This is a genomic window from Marinobacter sp. BW6 (assembly GCF_008107725.1).
Taxonomy (GTDB): domain Bacteria; phylum Pseudomonadota; class Gammaproteobacteria; order Pseudomonadales; family Oleiphilaceae; genus Marinobacter.
Genome location: NZ_VIRN01000083.1, coordinates 16220 through 32087, shown reverse-complemented (window position 1 = coordinate 32087; position 15868 = coordinate 16220). Strand labels below are relative to the sequence as shown.

Here is a 15868-nt window from a genome sequence, read left to right as displayed (position 1 = left end):
GTTGCTTTCATCAGGAGGACGTACCAGCCAGGGATTTATTCCAGAAAAATTCAGGATCTCTTACAAACCCGCTTTGACTGCGCGGGCGGTGTGCAGTTTCTTGTAGCTCTCGATCAAGCGCTGATGTTTCTCCAGCCCTTCCAGTTGCATGTTGGTCGGCTCCAGTCCATGGAATCGAACGGTACCATCCACTGAGCCCACAACGGCTTCCATGGTTTTCTCACCGAACATGCGGGTGAAGTTGGTGATGTAGTCGGTCAGTTCCATTTCATCATCGAGGGTGACTTCCAGTACTGCGTACATGGCGCGGTAGAACAGGCCACGCTCAACGGTGTTGTCGTTGAACTGCAGGAACATATCGACGAACTCCAACGCCTCTTCATGCCATTGCAGGGCAAGACAGATCAGGATCTTGAGCTCCAGGATCGTTAGCTGTCCCCAGATGGTGTTCTCATCGAATTCCACACCGATCAGGGTGATGATCGTCATGTAGTTGTCCAGCTGGCTGGCTTCCAGACGTTCCACGAGATCGGCCAGTTGCTCATCGTCCAGACGGTGCAGGTTGAGGATGTCTTCACGGTAGTCCAGAGCCATATTGGTGTTATCCATGATCAGGTCTTCAACCGGATACACCTCAGAATAGCCTGGAACGAGGATCCGGCAGACCGGTGCGCCCAGTTCCTCATAAACTGCCACATACACTTCCTTGCCCAGATCCCGGAGGATGCCAAACAGGCGCTCGGCTTCCTCCGCGTTGGTGCCGGAGAAATCCCATTCGACAAAATCGAAATCGGATTTAGCGCTAAAGAAGCGCCAGGACACCACACCAGTGGAGTCGATGAAGTGCTCCACGAAGTTGTTCGGCTCTGTGACTGCCAGACTGTTGAATGTGGGCGCTGGCACATCATTGAGGCCTTCGAAGCTGCGGCCCTGCAGCAACTCGGTCAGGCTCCGCTCAAGCGCCACCTCGAAACTTGGGTGAGCGCCGAAGGAAGCAAACACGCCCCCGGTTCGTGGGTTCATAAGGGTTACGCACATCACCGGGAACTGGCCGCCGAGGGAGGCATCTTTCACAAGGGTCGGGAAGCCCTGGGCTTCCAGGGCATCAATGCCTTCGAGGATGTCCGGGTATTTTTCCAGCACCTCCCGGGGCACGTCCGGCAGGGCAATTTCCTCTTCGATAATCTGTTTCTTCACCGCCCGCTCGAAAATCTCCGACAGGCACTGGACTTGTGCTTCGTTCAGCGTATTGCCCGCACTCATACCGTTGCTGAGAAAAAGGTTCTCGATCAGGTTGGAGGGGAAATACACCACCTCGCCGTCAGATTTTCGGACGTAGGGTAGGGAGACAATGCCCCGGTCGGCTCTGCCGGAGTTGGTATCGATCAGGTTGGAACCGCCCAGCTCGCCGTCCGGGTTGTAGATGGCCAGGCAGTGGTCATCCAGGATGCCCTCGGGAAGCTCGTCATCCGGGCCGGGCTTGAACCACTTTTCGTTCGGGTAGTGGACGAACTCGCTGTTGGCGATTTCTTCCCCGAAGAACTGGTCGTTGTAGAAGAAGTTGCAGCTGAGCCGCTCGATGAACTCACCCAGGGCAGAGCACAGAGCGCTCTCCTTGGTGGCACCCTTGCCATTGGTGAAGCACATGGGCGAGGCAGCGTCGCGAATATGCAAGGACCACACGTGGGGCACAATGTTGCGCCAGGACGCAATCTCGATCTTCATGCCCAGCTCTTCAAGAATGCCGGTCATGTTGGCAATGGTTTGCTCAAGGGGCAGGTCTTTGCCTTCGATAAAGGTCTGGGTGCCTCCTTCCGGCTGGGTCATCAACAGCGCCTGGGCATCGGCGTCGAGGTTCTCGACGGTTTCAATCTCGAAGGTGGGGCCGGTCTGGACGACCTTTTTTACGGTGCAGCGATCGATGGAGCGCAGAATGCCCTGACGGTCTTTCTCGGAGATGTCCTCGGGCAGCTCCACGGAAATCTTGAAGATCTGGTTGTAGCGATTCTCCGGGTCCACGATGTTGTTCTGGGACAGGCGGATGTTCTCGGTGGGAATGTCCCGCGCGAGACAGTAAACCCGAACAAAGTAGGCCGCACACAGGGCAGAGGACGCCAGGAAGTAATCGAACGGGCTGGGCGCCGAGCCGTCGCCCTTATAGCGAATCGGCTGGTCCGTTACGACGGTGAAATCGTCAAACTTGGCTTCAAGTCTGAGGTTCTCGAGAAAGTTGACGTTGATTTCCATTGCAAAGAGTCCTGGATCGGAGAATTTGGCGCGCCATGGCTTCTAATGGCGGCCATTATCCAGTTTTTGCAGGTGTTCGTCTTGGTCGGTCTTCTACGGATGATGTAACGCCAGCTCCACGGCTCGGGCGGCGTGAATCTCCGTGGTGTCGTAAAGTGGAACCTCAGTGTCGGCCTGGCGGATCAGCAATCCGATCTCGGTGCAGCCGAGAATGACCGCCTGGGCCCCGCGCCCGGAAAGCGACGAAACGATATCCAGGTAGATGTGGCGCGAGTCAGGCTTGATCTCGCCCTGGCAAAGCTCTTCGTAGATAACACGGTGCACCTCATCCCGCTGGCCTTCATCCGGGGTGAGAACGTCGATACCGGCCGCCTCCAGTCGTTCCCTGTAGAACGCCTGCTCCATTGTAAAGCGGGTGCCCAGCAGGCCTACTCGGGTCACACCCTCTTTCTTCAGTAACTGCGCGGTGGCATCCGCGATGTGTAGCAATGGAATCCCGATTGCCTGTTCGATCTCCGGAGCAACCTTGTGCATGGTGTTGGTGCCGATCACCAGGAAATCCGCGCCGGCCCTCTGCAATGACAAGGCGGCGTCGGAAAGAATGTCGGCAGTAGCGGGCCAATCACCTTTGTGTTGAAGCGCTTCGATCTCGGCGAAATCCACGCTGAAGAGCACCAGCTTCGCCGAATGCAGCCCGCCCAGTCGGCCTTTGACGCCCTCGTTGAGGAGTCGGTAGTAGGTTTGGGTGGATTCCCAGCTCATGCCGCCGAGAAGGCCAATGGTTTTCATGGGTAACCTCCCTATTATCCGCTAACCGTAACGATAGTCAGCGCCACTGCATAGACCGACAGTATCAGAGCGCTTTCAAAACCGATTTTGCCGATGCCGTAGCGTTGCCGCCGAACCATACCCATCAACAGCGTTGCCGTCATCAGAATGCTGACAAGACCCCAGGTCATCTGGACGGGCGTGATGTCGTGATAGATGGAACCGCCCGGGTAGCCCACATCGGCGGAGGCGATCACCAGCATGTTAAAGCAATTCGTGCCGAAGATATTGCTCACCGCGAGAGTCAGCGCATTTCTGCGAATGGCGGCAATGGTAGTGACCAGTTCAGGGGAGGAGGTAGCGAGAGCTGTAAACAGGCCGCCGATCAGGGTATCAGACAGGCCCGTTTCGTCGCTGATCACCTTGGCGCCCTCCATGAGTACCCAACCGGCGACACCTGTGATGGCAGCGAGCACAATGAAACCGACCCACGCCTGGGCAAGGCCTCCGTGAAGGTAATGATCGGGCTTGTCGGGAACCGTCTGGCGGGTCAGGCGGGGAAACCACATGGGTTTGCTGTCTGTGGTGCGAACCAGGTGCAGCCCAAACAGATAGGCTGCGGTAATAACAGGCGTGATTGGGTGGACGCCCCAAATGGAAACAGGCGGACTGGCAATTGCCAGCAGCGGTAGAGCCAGTAAGACGATCAACAACGCGGCCAACATCAGGTTGGTGGAAGAAGCGGCGGCGTGTTCCAGATTGGCCTTTCGGTAAATGATGTCCGCAATGCCCAGAAATACCAGGTTTGCAGCCATGCTGCCCATGACATTGCTCATGGCCAGATCTGGCCTTGAATCCATGGCTGCGCTGAGAGTGGCGGCGAAGTCGGGAAGTGACGTTACCCCGGCCAGCAGAAAGATGCCGAACAAGGCTTCGCCCAGGCCGGTTCGATCGGCCAGTTCATCGGCTACCCGTGCCAACCGGCTGCCGGCAGTCACGATGACGAAAGTGGCGATGACGAAAGCGATGATGCCTGTAGTCAGGGATGAAAACATCAGGGCTCCGGGCTAATGGTATTGCTTAAATTTCTTGACGCTCACTATAGCGGGCCAGATTCGGTTAAGCCTAATATCGGTGACCAAGTAGGGGGCGGCTCTATAATGGCTCTACAATTACTCGGTAGGGGTATTATGCCCTCGGGAGAGAAGCGTGAGTAATCTGATGAGATTGGCGGAGCAGGGCTGTGATGCCACTGAAGCACCGTGCGGTGCTATTGAAACCATACTGAGCCCCCGGGTTGCGGATCTGGGCGGCTTTTCTGTCCGCCGCCTGTTGCCAACGGCAAAACGGAAAATGGTCGGCCCGTGGATTTTCTTTGATGAAATGGGCCCGGCGGATTTTCCGGCGGGCGAGGGCATCAACGTATTGCCGCACCCCCATATAGGCATTGCTACCGTAACCTACCTGTTTGAGGGCGAGATACTGCACCGGGATTCCGTTGGCAGCTACCAGCCAATCCGGCCCGGAGATATCAATCTTATGGTGGCCGGCAGCGGTATCGCCCATTCCGAGCGGGAGCGCCCTGAGATCACCGCAACGGATCACCGCTTGCATGGGCTCCAGCTCTGGCTGGCTCTGCCGCAAGGGCACGAAGAAACGGCGCCAGCGTTCCACCACTATCCAGAGGATGACATCCCCGCCGTTGAGATAGACGGCGTGCCGGTTCGAGTCATGATCGGCAGTGCCTACGGAGTAACCTCGCCCGTGCGCCAGTTCAGCGAAACTCTGTACCTTGAGGCCAGCCTTAAAACCGGTCAGACCCTGGCATTACCCCAGGCGCCTGAGCGCGCCGTCTACGTTGCCAGTGGCGCCCTGCGAGCCCATGGCTCTGAGCTGCCCACCCACAGCATGACGATCTTTTCCCGAGAGCCCGATGTTGCCATTACCGCCACAGAAGATACCCGGATTGTCGTGATTGGCGGTGAGCCGCTGGGCAAGCGTTTTATCGAGTGGAACTTCGTGTCTTCCAGCAAAGCTCGCATAGATAAAGCCAGAGAAGACTGGCGCGAAGGGCGGTTCGTCAAAGTGGTCGGTGATGAGGAAGCGTTTATTCCCTACTAGGGGCCCGTCTCGGTATTCCACTGGCTCTGTGCCTTGTATCGGAGCTCTAAAATCCTCAGGTTTGAAGTAGCCCACTTTTTCAGAACGAGGGGAAACCAGAGCCCATGGAGCCCATCACCAAGAAACCCTGTATTGACGTCTGCGAGTTCGACAAGAAAACCATCTGCAAAGCCTGTGGCCGAACCAGGCAAGAAAAAAAGGAGTGGAAGCAGCTCTCTCCTGATCATAAGCAGGCGATCTGGACACGTATCCTGGAGTCTCACGGCTCGGGTAAAGGGAAGAATCCCAAAGCATTGCGCGAATTGTACGAGAAGGCCAAAAAGAAGAAAAAGAAGAGCTGATCGCCGCAGAGGTTTTCAGGCTGCGGCGACCAGAGACGTCAGGATGAAGTTTTAGAAACGATACTTGGCGTTTGCGTTCACAGTGCGCCGCTCGCCGTAGCCGCAGTCTGCGCCTTCGGAGCGGCACCAGGTGATGTACTCCTCATCGGCCAGGTTCTTGGCATCTACGGTGAAGTCCCAGTTCTGCCAGGTGTAGCCAATCATGGCGTCGTAGAGGGTTACGGAAGGAACGACTGGCCCGCCGCCTGAGCCAACGTTGTCACCCACGTAACGCACCCCGGCACCGAAGCGCCAGTTGCTGGCGATGTAGAGCTGGTTCCACCAGGAGGCCTGACGCTCGGCCACATAGGGCAGGCGATTGCCAGAGGCATCGTCTTTGGCGTTGAGGTCGGTATAGGCCAGCTGGGTTTCAAAACGCTGCCAGCGCTTATTCACCTGCAGCTCCCAGCCATCGATCACCGCACCGGTCTGCTCGACACCACCGGGGGTGCTGCCGTCGCTGATCCGGTTCTCCTGGGTAATGTCAAAGTAAGCGGCGGTAATGCCCAGGGACTGGTCTGGGGAAACGTACTTAACGCCCGCCTCCTGCTGGTCGCCGGTGGTGGGTTCCAACGTGTTGGCCGCTGCGGTGCCATCGGTACCGAGGTTCATGCTGAAAGCTTCAGCGTAGCTGATGTACGGGGAGATCCCGTTTTCAAACCGGTACATTAACCCGGCTCGGCCGGTGGTGGCCTCTTCGTCGCCGACGGTGTCTGATCCGGAGACGGCCAGGCGGCGGTTCTCGGCCCAGTCGTGGCGAAGACCGGCGGACACAACGACGGGTCCGATCTCGATGTGGTCGGCAATGTAGAGGCCGATCTGGTCAATCTCGTTATCCGGCCGGTCAGTTGGGTTTATGACACCGTCATTCAGGTTGCCGTACTGTGGGTCATACACATCGAAGGTGCCACCCAGCCCGTAACCATAGAAGTAGTTGTCCTGTTTCCAGAGAGCGTCCTGGCGGTCGGCGCCGATAATAAGGCGGTGGCGGGTCATGCCCAGCTCAACATCTCCCTCCAGGCGAGCGTCCATATTGAAAATGCGAGTTTCAGCATCTGCCGTGTAAATGGTACGCGGAACTTCGCCATTGGCGTCGGGAACGCTTGGAATGGTTATCCAGTGTTCGCGGTTTTCGGTACTGGAGCGGGTATACCGGGCCGTGGCGGCAAATGCCCAGTTGGTGTTTAACTGATGATCAACAAGCAGAGTAGCCTCTGTTTTCTCCCGATCGTAACTATCCCAGCCTGGCTCGCCAACAAATCGCTCAGAGCCGATAAACCCTTGTGATCCCGGCTCAAGGGTGCCGGCCTGTGGCAGGAACTGGGCGGATACCTGGCCTTCGTTCTCCTGGCGGTTCAGGAGCAGGGTAACGCTTGTGTCATCGGTGGCGCGCCAGGTCAGGGAAGGGGAGAGCACGTAGCCATCGTCTTCCACATAATCGACCTGGGTGTCACTGTCGCGTCCCAGTGCGATGAGGCGGTACAGCAAATCACCGCTCTCGTTAACGGGGCCGGTTACATCCACGGCCAGCTGCTTACGATTAAACGTGCCGTACTGGGCCCAGATCTCGCCGCCCTGTTCCTTTTCCGGGAGCTTGGATACCCCATTGATGATGCCGCCCAGGTCACTCTGTCCATAAAGCATGGACGAGGGGCCTTTGAGCACTTCGATGCTCTCGAGTGCGTACACATTGGTGCGCACGGTGTTGTAGGAACCGTAGATCTGACGCAGACCATCCAGATAGCGCCCGGCATCGACACCACGAACTTTTGCAGAATCGATTCGGGTGTCAAAACCAAAGTTGCCTGCGTAGACCCCCGGTGTGTAGAGCAGGGCATCCTGTATGTTCTTGGCGCCGGAATCTTCGATGAATCCGCGATCGACGATTGAGACTGAATAGGGTTGCTCCTCTACCGGAACATTGAGCTTGCCGACCTCGGGCGTCTTCTCCAGAGGCATATAGTCGGGGGCGGTAATGGCGTCGGACACCACATCGAGAGCTTCAAGTGTGGTAGCGCCATCGGTTTGGGATTGTGCCGTGGCAATTGAACTTGCGCCCAGCAGTGAAACCAGTGCCAGAGAACCGCAGCGTTGGGAGTAGGTGACTTTCATAGGATGATGCGCCTTCGTTGTTAATGCGGAGGCGAATGATAACAATTATCATTAAATAAGCAAGGCCAATTGCACTGTCCGAGGTTGGCTCAGTCGATAGTAAACGAGAGGATTCTCGAGATATGGCTGTAGGGCAGGCCGCTCTCCTTATGCCAGCGGTTGAAGGCTTCCTGGGCCTGCAATAGCCCCTTCTTGCTGGTGGGCGAGGCATCCAGGACCTCTTCGCGATGCAACGCAGCAATGACATCCCGGGAGAGAATAAAGCCGTCCCAGCCTACACGGCGCAAAAAGTACTGGGCGCTGTTGCCACCAAGCCGGGCACCGTGGCGTTTGAGCCACAGCAGTAACCCAGCCTGGTCACTACTGGGCCAATTCGCCAGGAATTTACCAAAGCTGCCGTGTTCCCGGGCGGCATCCACAATCATTCGGGCATTCTCGGGCACGGTCTGAATCTTCTGGGCGTTTCGCACGATCCGTTCATCGCCGGCCAGCTGCTCAAGTACCTCGGGTGGAACCTGTTGCCAGTAAAGCGGAACGAACCCCTCAAACGCCTCTTCAAACTTCGGCCATTTATTTTCGATCACCCGCCAGACGAACCCTGCCTTGAATATGCATCGGGTGATTTCCGAGAGGTAGCGATCATCCCCAAGTGCTTCCAGTTCAACCGGTTCTGCCACTCGTGGCAGCCGTGTGTGGACCTCATTTTCACCGCCTTTCTGGAGGACGGCTTGTTCGTAGATGCGGGAAAAGGACATAGCGGTTTCTGAATCAGTCCAGTCTGTTAAGTGATTTTCTGCTGCCAAGGTGTGCCAGGCCATTGATCAGGGTTCCGAGCAAGACGAGTGCCGGACGTAAAATGAATCGGAATACCCAGCTGCCGATGTACAACACGGGCAGCAATATCAGCATCCATCCGAGAAACTGCACCAGCTTTACCGGGTAGCCCAGGATTTCGGACACCTCGGCCAAAAAGTCGTTGATGATACCCGGGTGCGTGACCACCAGGTACCCTACGCCGATCACGGCGGGCCATTTTGCGTATCGGGCGGTAGTCAGCAGCATGCGCCCGCTATTGGCCAGGCGAGCGCCAAGCGCCGCAGACCGGGTACCCGCCGCGGCGCTTCTTGAAGAAACAGCAACCGCCCGTCCTGCCCGAAGCACCTTCAATGCACTGGCAAAAACCAGTACATCCACCGATGCCCAGCCAACGTCAGCGGCGGACACATCCTCACCCGTGCGGTGCTGAATCTCAAGGTTGCGGATGCCACTGGCGAAAAACTGGTTAATGTTCTCCAGAACCCGTTCCGTTCGAACCCAGATAATGTCGCCCTGGTCGTTTACAACAAACTGACCCAGGAAATCATGTCCTTCTTCCTGGATAAAGCGCACGGCGTACCACCCGCGCTCTTCCCGAGTCAGCTTCTCCTCTCCGGGCGTGCTTTGCTGGGGGGCTGCATCGGTGTCTGTCTTTCCGCTCCCGGTAAAGAACTCCACGGCTGCCTGGTATTGAGTGGCAAGATCGTTCATCAGCTCGATCGAGCCAATTGGGTTGCTCAGGAAATAGTGGATCGGCGGAAGAATGTTTTCGCCATATAGCCGGAGAATATCCCGGAATTCCGGTTCAGGTCCGTAAACCGGAAAGATCTCGCGGGTCATGGCGGGGTATCGCAAATAGGCCGCGCGGGCCTTCAGTAGAAGAAGCTCGTCGTCGGCCATATCGAGCAAGGCAGCCTGAACTTCAAGTGGCTCCGATTCGATGCGAGGGAACTCCCGGAGAGTATCCTCCGCCTGAATCCGGATCAGCCTCTCTTCAATCAGCATAGGCCGTGAGCTGATAGTGGCTACCAGCGCGATCATCGTCGCAAGGCCAAGGATCAGAAGAAGTTTTCCCATCATCGCTTGGCCTGAATACTCACTCGACCAATGTTGTTCCGGTACGCGTGCCTCATAGAAATCCCGATGCAATTCAAATCAGGTTTGTTGTTGAAACTAACCTGCAGCCGAAATTATTCCAAGAACAGTTTCAAGGACTTTGCTTTTGTAGCGGGATCAACCAGCGACTAAGCTTTGAAGGTTAGCTCTACACAGCGGTCTAACGGGAGTTGCACGTGGCTGGAAAGCACACGAAGCGTGGATTTGTTATCAGAGAGGCCTGCGAAGAGGATCTGCCCGAAATGGTGGGATTCCTGGCCAAACTGGCCCTGCATGTTTCGGGCGCGCCCCCTCATGATCTCAAGGAAAGCGAACGTAAACGACTTCTGCGAACGTTGCACTCCTCGCTGGACGATCCCAACAAACTGTTGCTTGTGGCGGAAAATAAAAACTCGGGTCTCGTGGGAATGGGCTATGTCTATATCTGGCGAAGCCAGGGCATTTGGGAGCAGTCTGAGTCCAAAGAGTTCAAGTCTGGCGTTATTGACGATATCTGGGTAGAGCCGGAATTTCGCGGGCACGGAATCCTCAAGGCCTTGTTGCGGGACCTGGTGACGTTCGCGGAGGAGCATCACGCCTCGGAGCTGATCCTGGAATATTCTGCTTCAAACAAGGAAGCCAAGGCAGCCTGGACCAAACTGGGTTTCAAACCGACCGGAGTTCGCGCGGCGGCGTTCACCTCAGTGGTGAAGCAGGCGCTGACAGAATCACAAGGATAAGAAAAGGAAACAGGCCATGATCGGCGATCGCAGTGTGAATGTGTTTTACGATGAGATTATGCTCGGGCATAACCCCGAGGTGGATCTTCCGTTCATGCCCAGCCGGGTGGAAAAACGTGTGCGATCGATTCTTCAGGGGCTGGACTTCAAATGGAGCTATCCGGAGCACCCCGGGCGGATTAGCGCTATCAAGGAGTATCTGGACGAAAACCCCGTAGCGGGCGTTCAATTCAGATCCGGTGCCCCTGCCGCCACATACGATCAGCTGGCCCGGGTACACACCACTTCCTATCTTGACCACATCTTTTCACTAGACGGTAAGCGCGCATGGCTCGATAAAGATACAACGGCGGTGTCGCCAGACAGCATCAAAGCGGCTACCGCTGCGGCTGGCAACGCCATTGCCGCCGTTGAAAGCGTCGTCAAAGGTGAATGTGACAGCGCGTTTGCCCTGATCCGCCCGCCCGGCCATCACGCCGAACCGGTCCGGGCCCGGGGGTTCTGCCTACTCAACAATGTTGCGATCGCTGCGGCTCATGCCCAGGTCAAACTCGGCTGTGAGAAGATTCTGATCATCGACTGGGATGCCCATCATGGCAACGGTACCCAGGACATTTTCTGGGCTGACCCGGATGTGCTCTTCTTCGATACCCATTGTGCAGCCCCTTTCTATCCCGGCTCAGGCCACATTGAGGATATCGGAGACGGAATGGGGGAGGGTTACACAATCAATGTGCCGTTACCAGAAACTGCAGGCGACGTCGCCTTCGAAAAGGTCTTTCGCGACATATTGGTACCAGCGGCCGATTACTTCAAACCCGATCTTGTCCTGGTCTCGGCCGGCTTCGATCCGCATCGAAACGACATGGCGATGAATCTGACCTACGACGGCTTCCGGGCAATCACAAGGATCGTTGAGGGCATAGCCGAGAAGCACTGTGAAGGGCGGCTGGCGCTGGTTCTCGAAGGCGGTTACAACCTGACTTCGCTCTCCCGGGGTGTACATGCAGTGTTGGAAACTTTGGCGGGCGGAGAGGTTCCGGAAATCCGGGAAATGGGTGTCAGAGAAGCGGAAGAGGCCGCAGAATTCCATCGGTCTGCGTTCAGCGATGATGACGAGTAATCTAAATACGGTTCAGGGCTGCACTTTGGCAATTGCTTCTGCGAATGGCAGCGGCCGGGAAAACAGATAGCCCTGAGCCTGGTCACATTGGCGCTCGCGCAACATCGCAAGCTGCTCCTCAGTCTCCACGCCTTCGGCAATAACCTTGAGCTTCAGACTGTGGGCCATGGCAATAATGGTGTTGACGATCACCTCGCTGCCCGGGTCAGTGGTCAATTCGTTAATAAATGACTTGTCGATCTTTAACGTGTCGATAGGGAAGCGCTTCAGGTAGCTCAGACTGGAGTAGCCGGTGCCGAAGTCGTCCAGGGAAATGTCTACGCCCAAGTTCATTAATTGCGACATAGTGGCAATGGCCGATTCAACCTCGTAAATCAGGGCACTTTCCGTTATCTCCAGTTCCAGGTTGGCCGGCGGCATCCCGGTTTTCCTGAGCACTGCCTGAACGTTCGCAACCAGGTTTTCCTGGTGGAACTGGCGGGCTGACAGGTTTACCGCCATTTTAAGACCGGGCATCGCCACAGCCTGACGACAGGCCTCTTCCAGGACCCATTTTCCGATAGGGATGATCAAGCCAGTCCTCTCGGCGAGGGGAATAAAACGGTCCGGTGCGATCATGCCTTCCGTGGGATGATTCCAGCGCAACAGTGCCTCAAGGCCGACAACTTGCCGGGAAGCGATATCGATCTGGGGCTGGTAGTACAACTGGAACTGTTCCTGCTCCATTGCGTGCCGCAATGAGGTTTCCAGTGCAAGCCGGTCATCAACGGCGCCGTCGGATTGCGGAACAAAAAGTCGATAGTCGTTACCTCCATGCTCTTTGATAGCGCTCATCGCACTCCTGGCGCTACTGATCATGACGTCCAGATTGACTCCGTTGCGCGGGTATTCTGCTATGCCCATGCTGCAAGACACGAATAGTTCCCGCCCGTCCTCCAGCACAATTACCGAGTGCAGTTCTCCATTGATGCAGTTGGCGATCTCTGAAACTTTGGCGGCGCTCTGGCCCGGAAGGAGCACAACGAACTCGTCGCCTCCCCAACGCGCCACCGTATCAGCCTCTCCCACGCATGATCGGATGCAATGGGCAACTTTCCGGAGCACATCGTCGCCGCCTGTATGACCGAGGCTATCATTGACCTGCTTGAAGCGGTCGATGTCTACGTAAAGTATGCTGAATATACCGTGATGCCTGTCGGCCTGGAGTATGGCCTGTTCGAGGCGGTCGGTCAGCAAGAGTCGATTTGGCAGATCTGTAACACCGTCGAAATGGGTCAGATATTCGAGTTGCTGATTTTTTGCCAGGTTAGCGATCGCAAACGAAATATCGCCAGCAACCTCATGCAAGAGTTTCATTTCGGCATGATCGAAGGAAAACGCCTCGCGGCGATAGAGCACCAGAGCCGCCTCGAAAGAGTGTTGTTGGGATGTTAACGGGAACACGGCCAATGCCTGAACGCCAAGATCTATGAGCTCACGAAAGTCACCAAGGTTGTGACGCTCTGCAAGCTCATTTCGAATCACCACATGATGTCTTTGCAGGCATTCCTGAACGATGTTCTTCTCCGCAATGGATAAAGGTCGTTGTGAAAGCTGATGGTCGGAAGCGTGTTGCTGTGACACGGAGCATTGCCCCAGCGCCCGGTTGTATTGCACAACGAATGCGGCTGCTATTTCACCCGCTTCAACGGCAATGCGGGTAGCCTCCTCAAATAAGGCCTCCTGAGTCTGGGCACGCACTATCAGGGTATTAATCCCGCTCAGTACTCTGTGAATGCGGTTGAGTCTCAGAATTTTCTGCTCGGCCTCGACTCGTTCGGTAATGTCCACAATCGAGGCCATGACATAACGCCCCTCGACAGTTCGAACAGGGTTTAGGGCAATTTCGGCTGGGAACTCGGAGCCGTCGTGTCGCAAGGCAAAGAGCGCCCGACCCTGGCCCATCATGCGCTGTTCAGGGAAGTCCATGTAACCTTTGACAAATCCACCGTGCCCTTTGCGGAACCGATTGGGCATCAGGTACTCGACCGACTTTCCGACCAGCTGTCCCCTGGGGTAAAGAAAGAGCGAGTGTGCGAGCCGGTTAGCCATCTGGATTGTGCCGCTCGTATCGATCATCACCGTGGCGACGGGAGAGGAGTCGATTGTCGAGCGGAAGCGGTCTTCTTCTCGGTTAAGAGCATCGGCGCCCAGCCAGCCAACGAAACTCAGCACGAGAATGCTGACCACGGCGCCCACGGCAAACCCGAAGGCTTCGCCATAGTAGCCCGCTTCGATGCCCTTAAGGCTTATCCAGCAAACCAGGATAGGTGTAACCACAATGAACGGTAGTAGTCTCCGTAGGGATCGCCCACCAATAAAGGCGCTTGTGGCAGAGCTCATTACGCCTTCACGAGGCTTCGCCAGCAGCATAGCGGTACCGCAGAGTACGAATAGCAGGGATGTGTGCAGAGCCATAGTGGAAAAAATGGTTAGTTCGAACTGCTGAACTCCGAACAGGTAACCAATCAGGGCTGCGCCGCTGATCGTGAATAGAGCCAGAGCGAGGACTTGCAGCGCGACTGTGGCGTGGCGGATGGGTAGTAACGTTGCAGCCCATGCAATACCGATAATGCCGAAACACAGCGCTGTGCCAATGGACATCCGCCCCGGGTATGAATCGACCGGCGTTGCGGTGTCCATGACTACGAGATTATCAATGTGAAGCTGCCAACCAGTACCGTACTCAAGAAGCGTAAGGGCTGAAACAACTATAAGGAACACCGCCGCCATCGCGGTAACGGGGTCGTTTGCGTGAGGGGTTGGTCGCAGCGATTTGTGTCTGAGGAGTAAGCCAGAGATGAGAAAACACAGGGCTGTGTTGAATTTCATTGATTGGAAGCCCGGTAAAACACGTTTACCGGCTTCAATATCAAGAAACCAGGACAGCAAAACCAGGCTGGATACGACAATGATCACCCAGCCGATCCGGTTGACGATGCTCTGATAGATTCCCGGTGAACCTATCGCAACGTCACGATGTAGCTGAATGGCCTCCTGGCTAGGCATTCCTAGTGTCCCTCCCGTTGCCTGACCGCTCCCTCAACCCTAACACTCAGCCCAACCAGATATAATTACGCTGTCGTAAGGGCGTTATTTTCGGACTATAGCCCAAATTTTCGTCAGCACTTGAAAGTCCCGTTCGTGAATGCCGGCCTCGGAGTGTTAATCAGCGGCTACGGCTGCAATGCCTGAATCACACATCGCCTGGATTTCTTCGGCGGAATACCCGCACTCTGCGAGAAGTTCGTTGGTTTGCTCTCCGAGGCGTGGAGCGCCTTGCCAGTGCTGCTCTGGTGTTGCCGAGAATCGCGACGGGGCGCGGGCCTGGCGGAGTCGGCCGGCCTGGGGGTGGTCGTAGTGTGAGAGCAGATCGTTGGCCAGTACCTGGGGATGGTCGAGCACCTGGGTGCGGGTCAACACCGGGGCACAGGGGACTTGTTCGGCTTCAAGCCTTGCCAGCCAGTGTTCGGCCGCATCGGTTTTGATAACCGACTGGATCAGCTCCAGCCTCGCATCAATATTCTCCTGGCGCAGCCGGGCAGTCAGGAACCTTGGATCCTCCGCCCACTCCGGGCGGTCCACAGCACGAATAAGGGCTTGCCACTCACGATCGCTCTGAACCGCAATGGTGATGTAGCCGGTTGTAGTCTCATAGATGAGATCCTGAAGGCTCGCAGCCTCCTGCTGTGGCACCTCACTGTGAACAAAGGTCTGGCTGCCCATGTCGGAGCTCCACAGAAACGCGATGATCGCGTCCAGCATGGACAACCGGACATGCTGGCTTTCCCCGGTACGTTCCCGGGCAAACAGAGCCGCGGTAATCGCCTGGGCTGCGGTTACACCCGTGAGCTTGTCGGGCAGGATGGTCCTCACCAGTTGCGGACGCAGTTCATCGGCGCCCGCCTGCACCGTGGCCAATCCGGAGAGGCCCTGAATCAGCGGGTCGTATACCGGTCGCTGGGAATAGGGGCCGGTGTCACCGAAGCCACTGATTGATACCATCACGAGATTCGGGGCCACTTTGCGCAGCTGCTCCTCGCCGAGCCCCATCCGCTCAATGACGCCTGGCCGGAAGTTCTGCACAAAGACATCGGCCGACGCTACCAGTCGAAGCAGCGCGTCGCGTCCTGCCTTTTCTTTCAGGTTTAGTGCCACTGATTTCTTGTTGCGGTTGTTGTTGAGGTACAGCGCAGACATATCGCCCTGCCGATTGGCCGCGGAGCGAGTAAAGTCGCCACCCGCCGGATTCTCGATCTTGATAACCTCGGCACCCTGATCCGCCAGTATCATGGTCGCGAGAGGCCCGGAAATCATGGCTGTCAGATCGATAATGCGGATGCCATCGAGAGGTCCGGTCATGGTGAGGACTCCTGTTTTTCCGTGGAGGCGCCAAAAAACGTGAGTGCGCCACTCTTAAAAAGGGT

The 15868-nt window shown here is 56.5% G+C and carries 12 protein-coding genes; 4 read left to right on the top strand and 8 right to left on the bottom strand.

Annotation, left to right across the window (positions count from 1 at the left end; translation table 11 throughout):
* Positions 1 to 60: 60 nt before the first annotated feature.
* The 3 genes from FMN52_RS18725 to FMN52_RS18715 form a co-directional block, all read right to left on the bottom strand.
* Positions 61 to 2247, bottom strand: coding sequence for an OsmC domain/YcaO domain-containing protein (locus FMN52_RS18725; RefSeq protein WP_148610135.1), 2187 nt, complete (start codon positions 2245 to 2247; stop codon positions 61 to 63).
* A 93-nt stretch (positions 2248 to 2340) separates the two neighbouring features.
* On the bottom strand, positions 2341 to 3036 hold the full coding sequence (locus FMN52_RS18720; RefSeq protein ID WP_148610134.1) for an aspartate/glutamate racemase family protein: 696 nt from the start codon (positions 3034 to 3036) through the stop codon (positions 2341 to 2343).
* 14 nt (positions 3037 to 3050) lie between these two features.
* Positions 3051 to 4070, bottom strand: coding sequence for a sodium:calcium antiporter (locus FMN52_RS18715; RefSeq protein WP_148610133.1), 1020 nt, complete (start codon positions 4068 to 4070; stop codon positions 3051 to 3053).
* A 154-nt stretch (positions 4071 to 4224) separates the two neighbouring features.
* Here FMN52_RS18715 and FMN52_RS18710 point away from each other — a divergent pair, with 154 nt between their 5' ends.
* Entirely contained in the window at positions 4225 to 5136 is a 912-nt protein-coding gene (locus tag FMN52_RS18710) for a pirin family protein (protein ID WP_148610132.1), read from the top strand.
* Positions 5137 to 5240: 104 nt separating this feature from the next.
* Positions 5241 to 5477, top strand: a complete 237-nt coding sequence (locus FMN52_RS18705) for a DUF1289 domain-containing protein (protein ID WP_148610131.1) — start codon at positions 5241 to 5243, stop codon at positions 5475 to 5477.
* Between the two features lie 51 nt (positions 5478 to 5528).
* On the opposite strand, the gene FMN52_RS18700 is transcribed toward FMN52_RS18705, so the two are convergent.
* The 3 genes from FMN52_RS18700 to FMN52_RS18690 form a co-directional block, all read right to left on the bottom strand.
* A complete protein-coding gene (locus FMN52_RS18700) occupies positions 5529 to 7628 on the bottom strand; it encodes a TonB-dependent siderophore receptor (RefSeq protein WP_148610130.1) in 2100 nt (699 codons plus the stop codon).
* An 89-nt stretch (positions 7629 to 7717) separates the two neighbouring features.
* Entirely contained in the window at positions 7718 to 8383 is a 666-nt protein-coding gene (locus FMN52_RS18695; protein WP_148610129.1) for a DNA-3-methyladenine glycosylase I, read from the bottom strand.
* 13 nt (positions 8384 to 8396) lie between these two features.
* A complete protein-coding gene (locus FMN52_RS18690) occupies positions 8397 to 9521 on the bottom strand; it encodes a hypothetical protein (protein WP_148610128.1) in 1125 nt (374 codons plus the stop codon).
* Positions 9522 to 9736: 215 nt separating this feature from the next.
* Between FMN52_RS18690 and FMN52_RS18685 the strand changes: the two genes are divergently transcribed.
* Together FMN52_RS18685 and FMN52_RS18680 are read left to right on the top strand one after the other, a co-directional pair.
* Positions 9737 to 10279, top strand: coding sequence for a GNAT family N-acetyltransferase (locus tag FMN52_RS18685; protein ID WP_148610127.1), 543 nt, complete (start codon positions 9737 to 9739; stop codon positions 10277 to 10279).
* A gap of 16 nt (positions 10280 to 10295) precedes the next feature.
* Positions 10296 to 11402 (top strand): histone deacetylase, encoded by a 1107-nt coding sequence (locus FMN52_RS18680; protein ID WP_148610126.1) that lies wholly within the window; start codon positions 10296 to 10298, stop codon positions 11400 to 11402.
* Between the two features lie 12 nt (positions 11403 to 11414).
* On the opposite strand, the gene FMN52_RS18675 is transcribed toward FMN52_RS18680, so the two are convergent.
* Entirely contained in the window at positions 11415 to 14450 is a 3036-nt protein-coding gene (locus FMN52_RS18675) for an EAL domain-containing protein (RefSeq protein ID WP_240339541.1), read from the bottom strand.
* A gap of 156 nt (positions 14451 to 14606) precedes the next feature.
* Positions 14607 to 15803: a CoA transferase gene (locus FMN52_RS18670; RefSeq protein ID WP_148610125.1), complete on the bottom strand. Its 1197-nt coding sequence runs from the start codon at positions 15801 to 15803 to the stop codon at positions 14607 to 14609.
* Between the last annotated feature and the right edge of the window lie 65 nt (positions 15804 to 15868).

What these genes read in the sequence shown, in the direction of transcription:
- FMN52_RS18720 (WP_148610134.1), bottom strand. Translation starts at nt 3,036, where the DNA reads ATGAAAACCATTGGCCTTCTCGGCGGCATGAGCTGGGAATCCACCCAA.
- FMN52_RS18675 (WP_240339541.1), bottom strand. Translation starts at nt 14,450, where the DNA reads ATGCCTAGCCAGGAGGCCATTCAGCTACATCGTGACGTTGCGATAGGT.
- FMN52_RS18680 (WP_148610126.1), top strand. Translation starts at nt 10,296, where the DNA reads ATGATCGGCGATCGCAGTGTGAATGTGTTTTACGATGAGATTATGCTC.
- FMN52_RS18670 (WP_148610125.1), bottom strand. Translation starts at nt 15,803, where the DNA reads ATGACCGGACCTCTCGATGGCATCCGCATTATCGATCTGACAGCCATG.
- FMN52_RS18725 (WP_148610135.1), bottom strand. Translation starts at nt 2,247, where the DNA reads ATGGAAATCAACGTCAACTTTCTCGAGAACCTCAGACTTGAAGCCAAG.
- FMN52_RS18695 (WP_148610129.1), bottom strand. Translation starts at nt 8,383, where the DNA reads ATGTCCTTTTCCCGCATCTACGAACAAGCCGTCCTCCAGAAAGGCGGT.
- FMN52_RS18700 (WP_148610130.1), bottom strand. Translation starts at nt 7,628, where the DNA reads ATGAAAGTCACCTACTCCCAACGCTGCGGTTCTCTGGCACTGGTTTCA.
- FMN52_RS18715 (WP_148610133.1), bottom strand. Translation starts at nt 4,070, where the DNA reads ATGTTTTCATCCCTGACTACAGGCATCATCGCTTTCGTCATCGCCACT.
- FMN52_RS18705 (WP_148610131.1), top strand. Translation starts at nt 5,241, where the DNA reads ATGGAGCCCATCACCAAGAAACCCTGTATTGACGTCTGCGAGTTCGAC.
- FMN52_RS18690 (WP_148610128.1), bottom strand. Translation starts at nt 9,521, where the DNA reads ATGGGAAAACTTCTTCTGATCCTTGGCCTTGCGACGATGATCGCGCTG.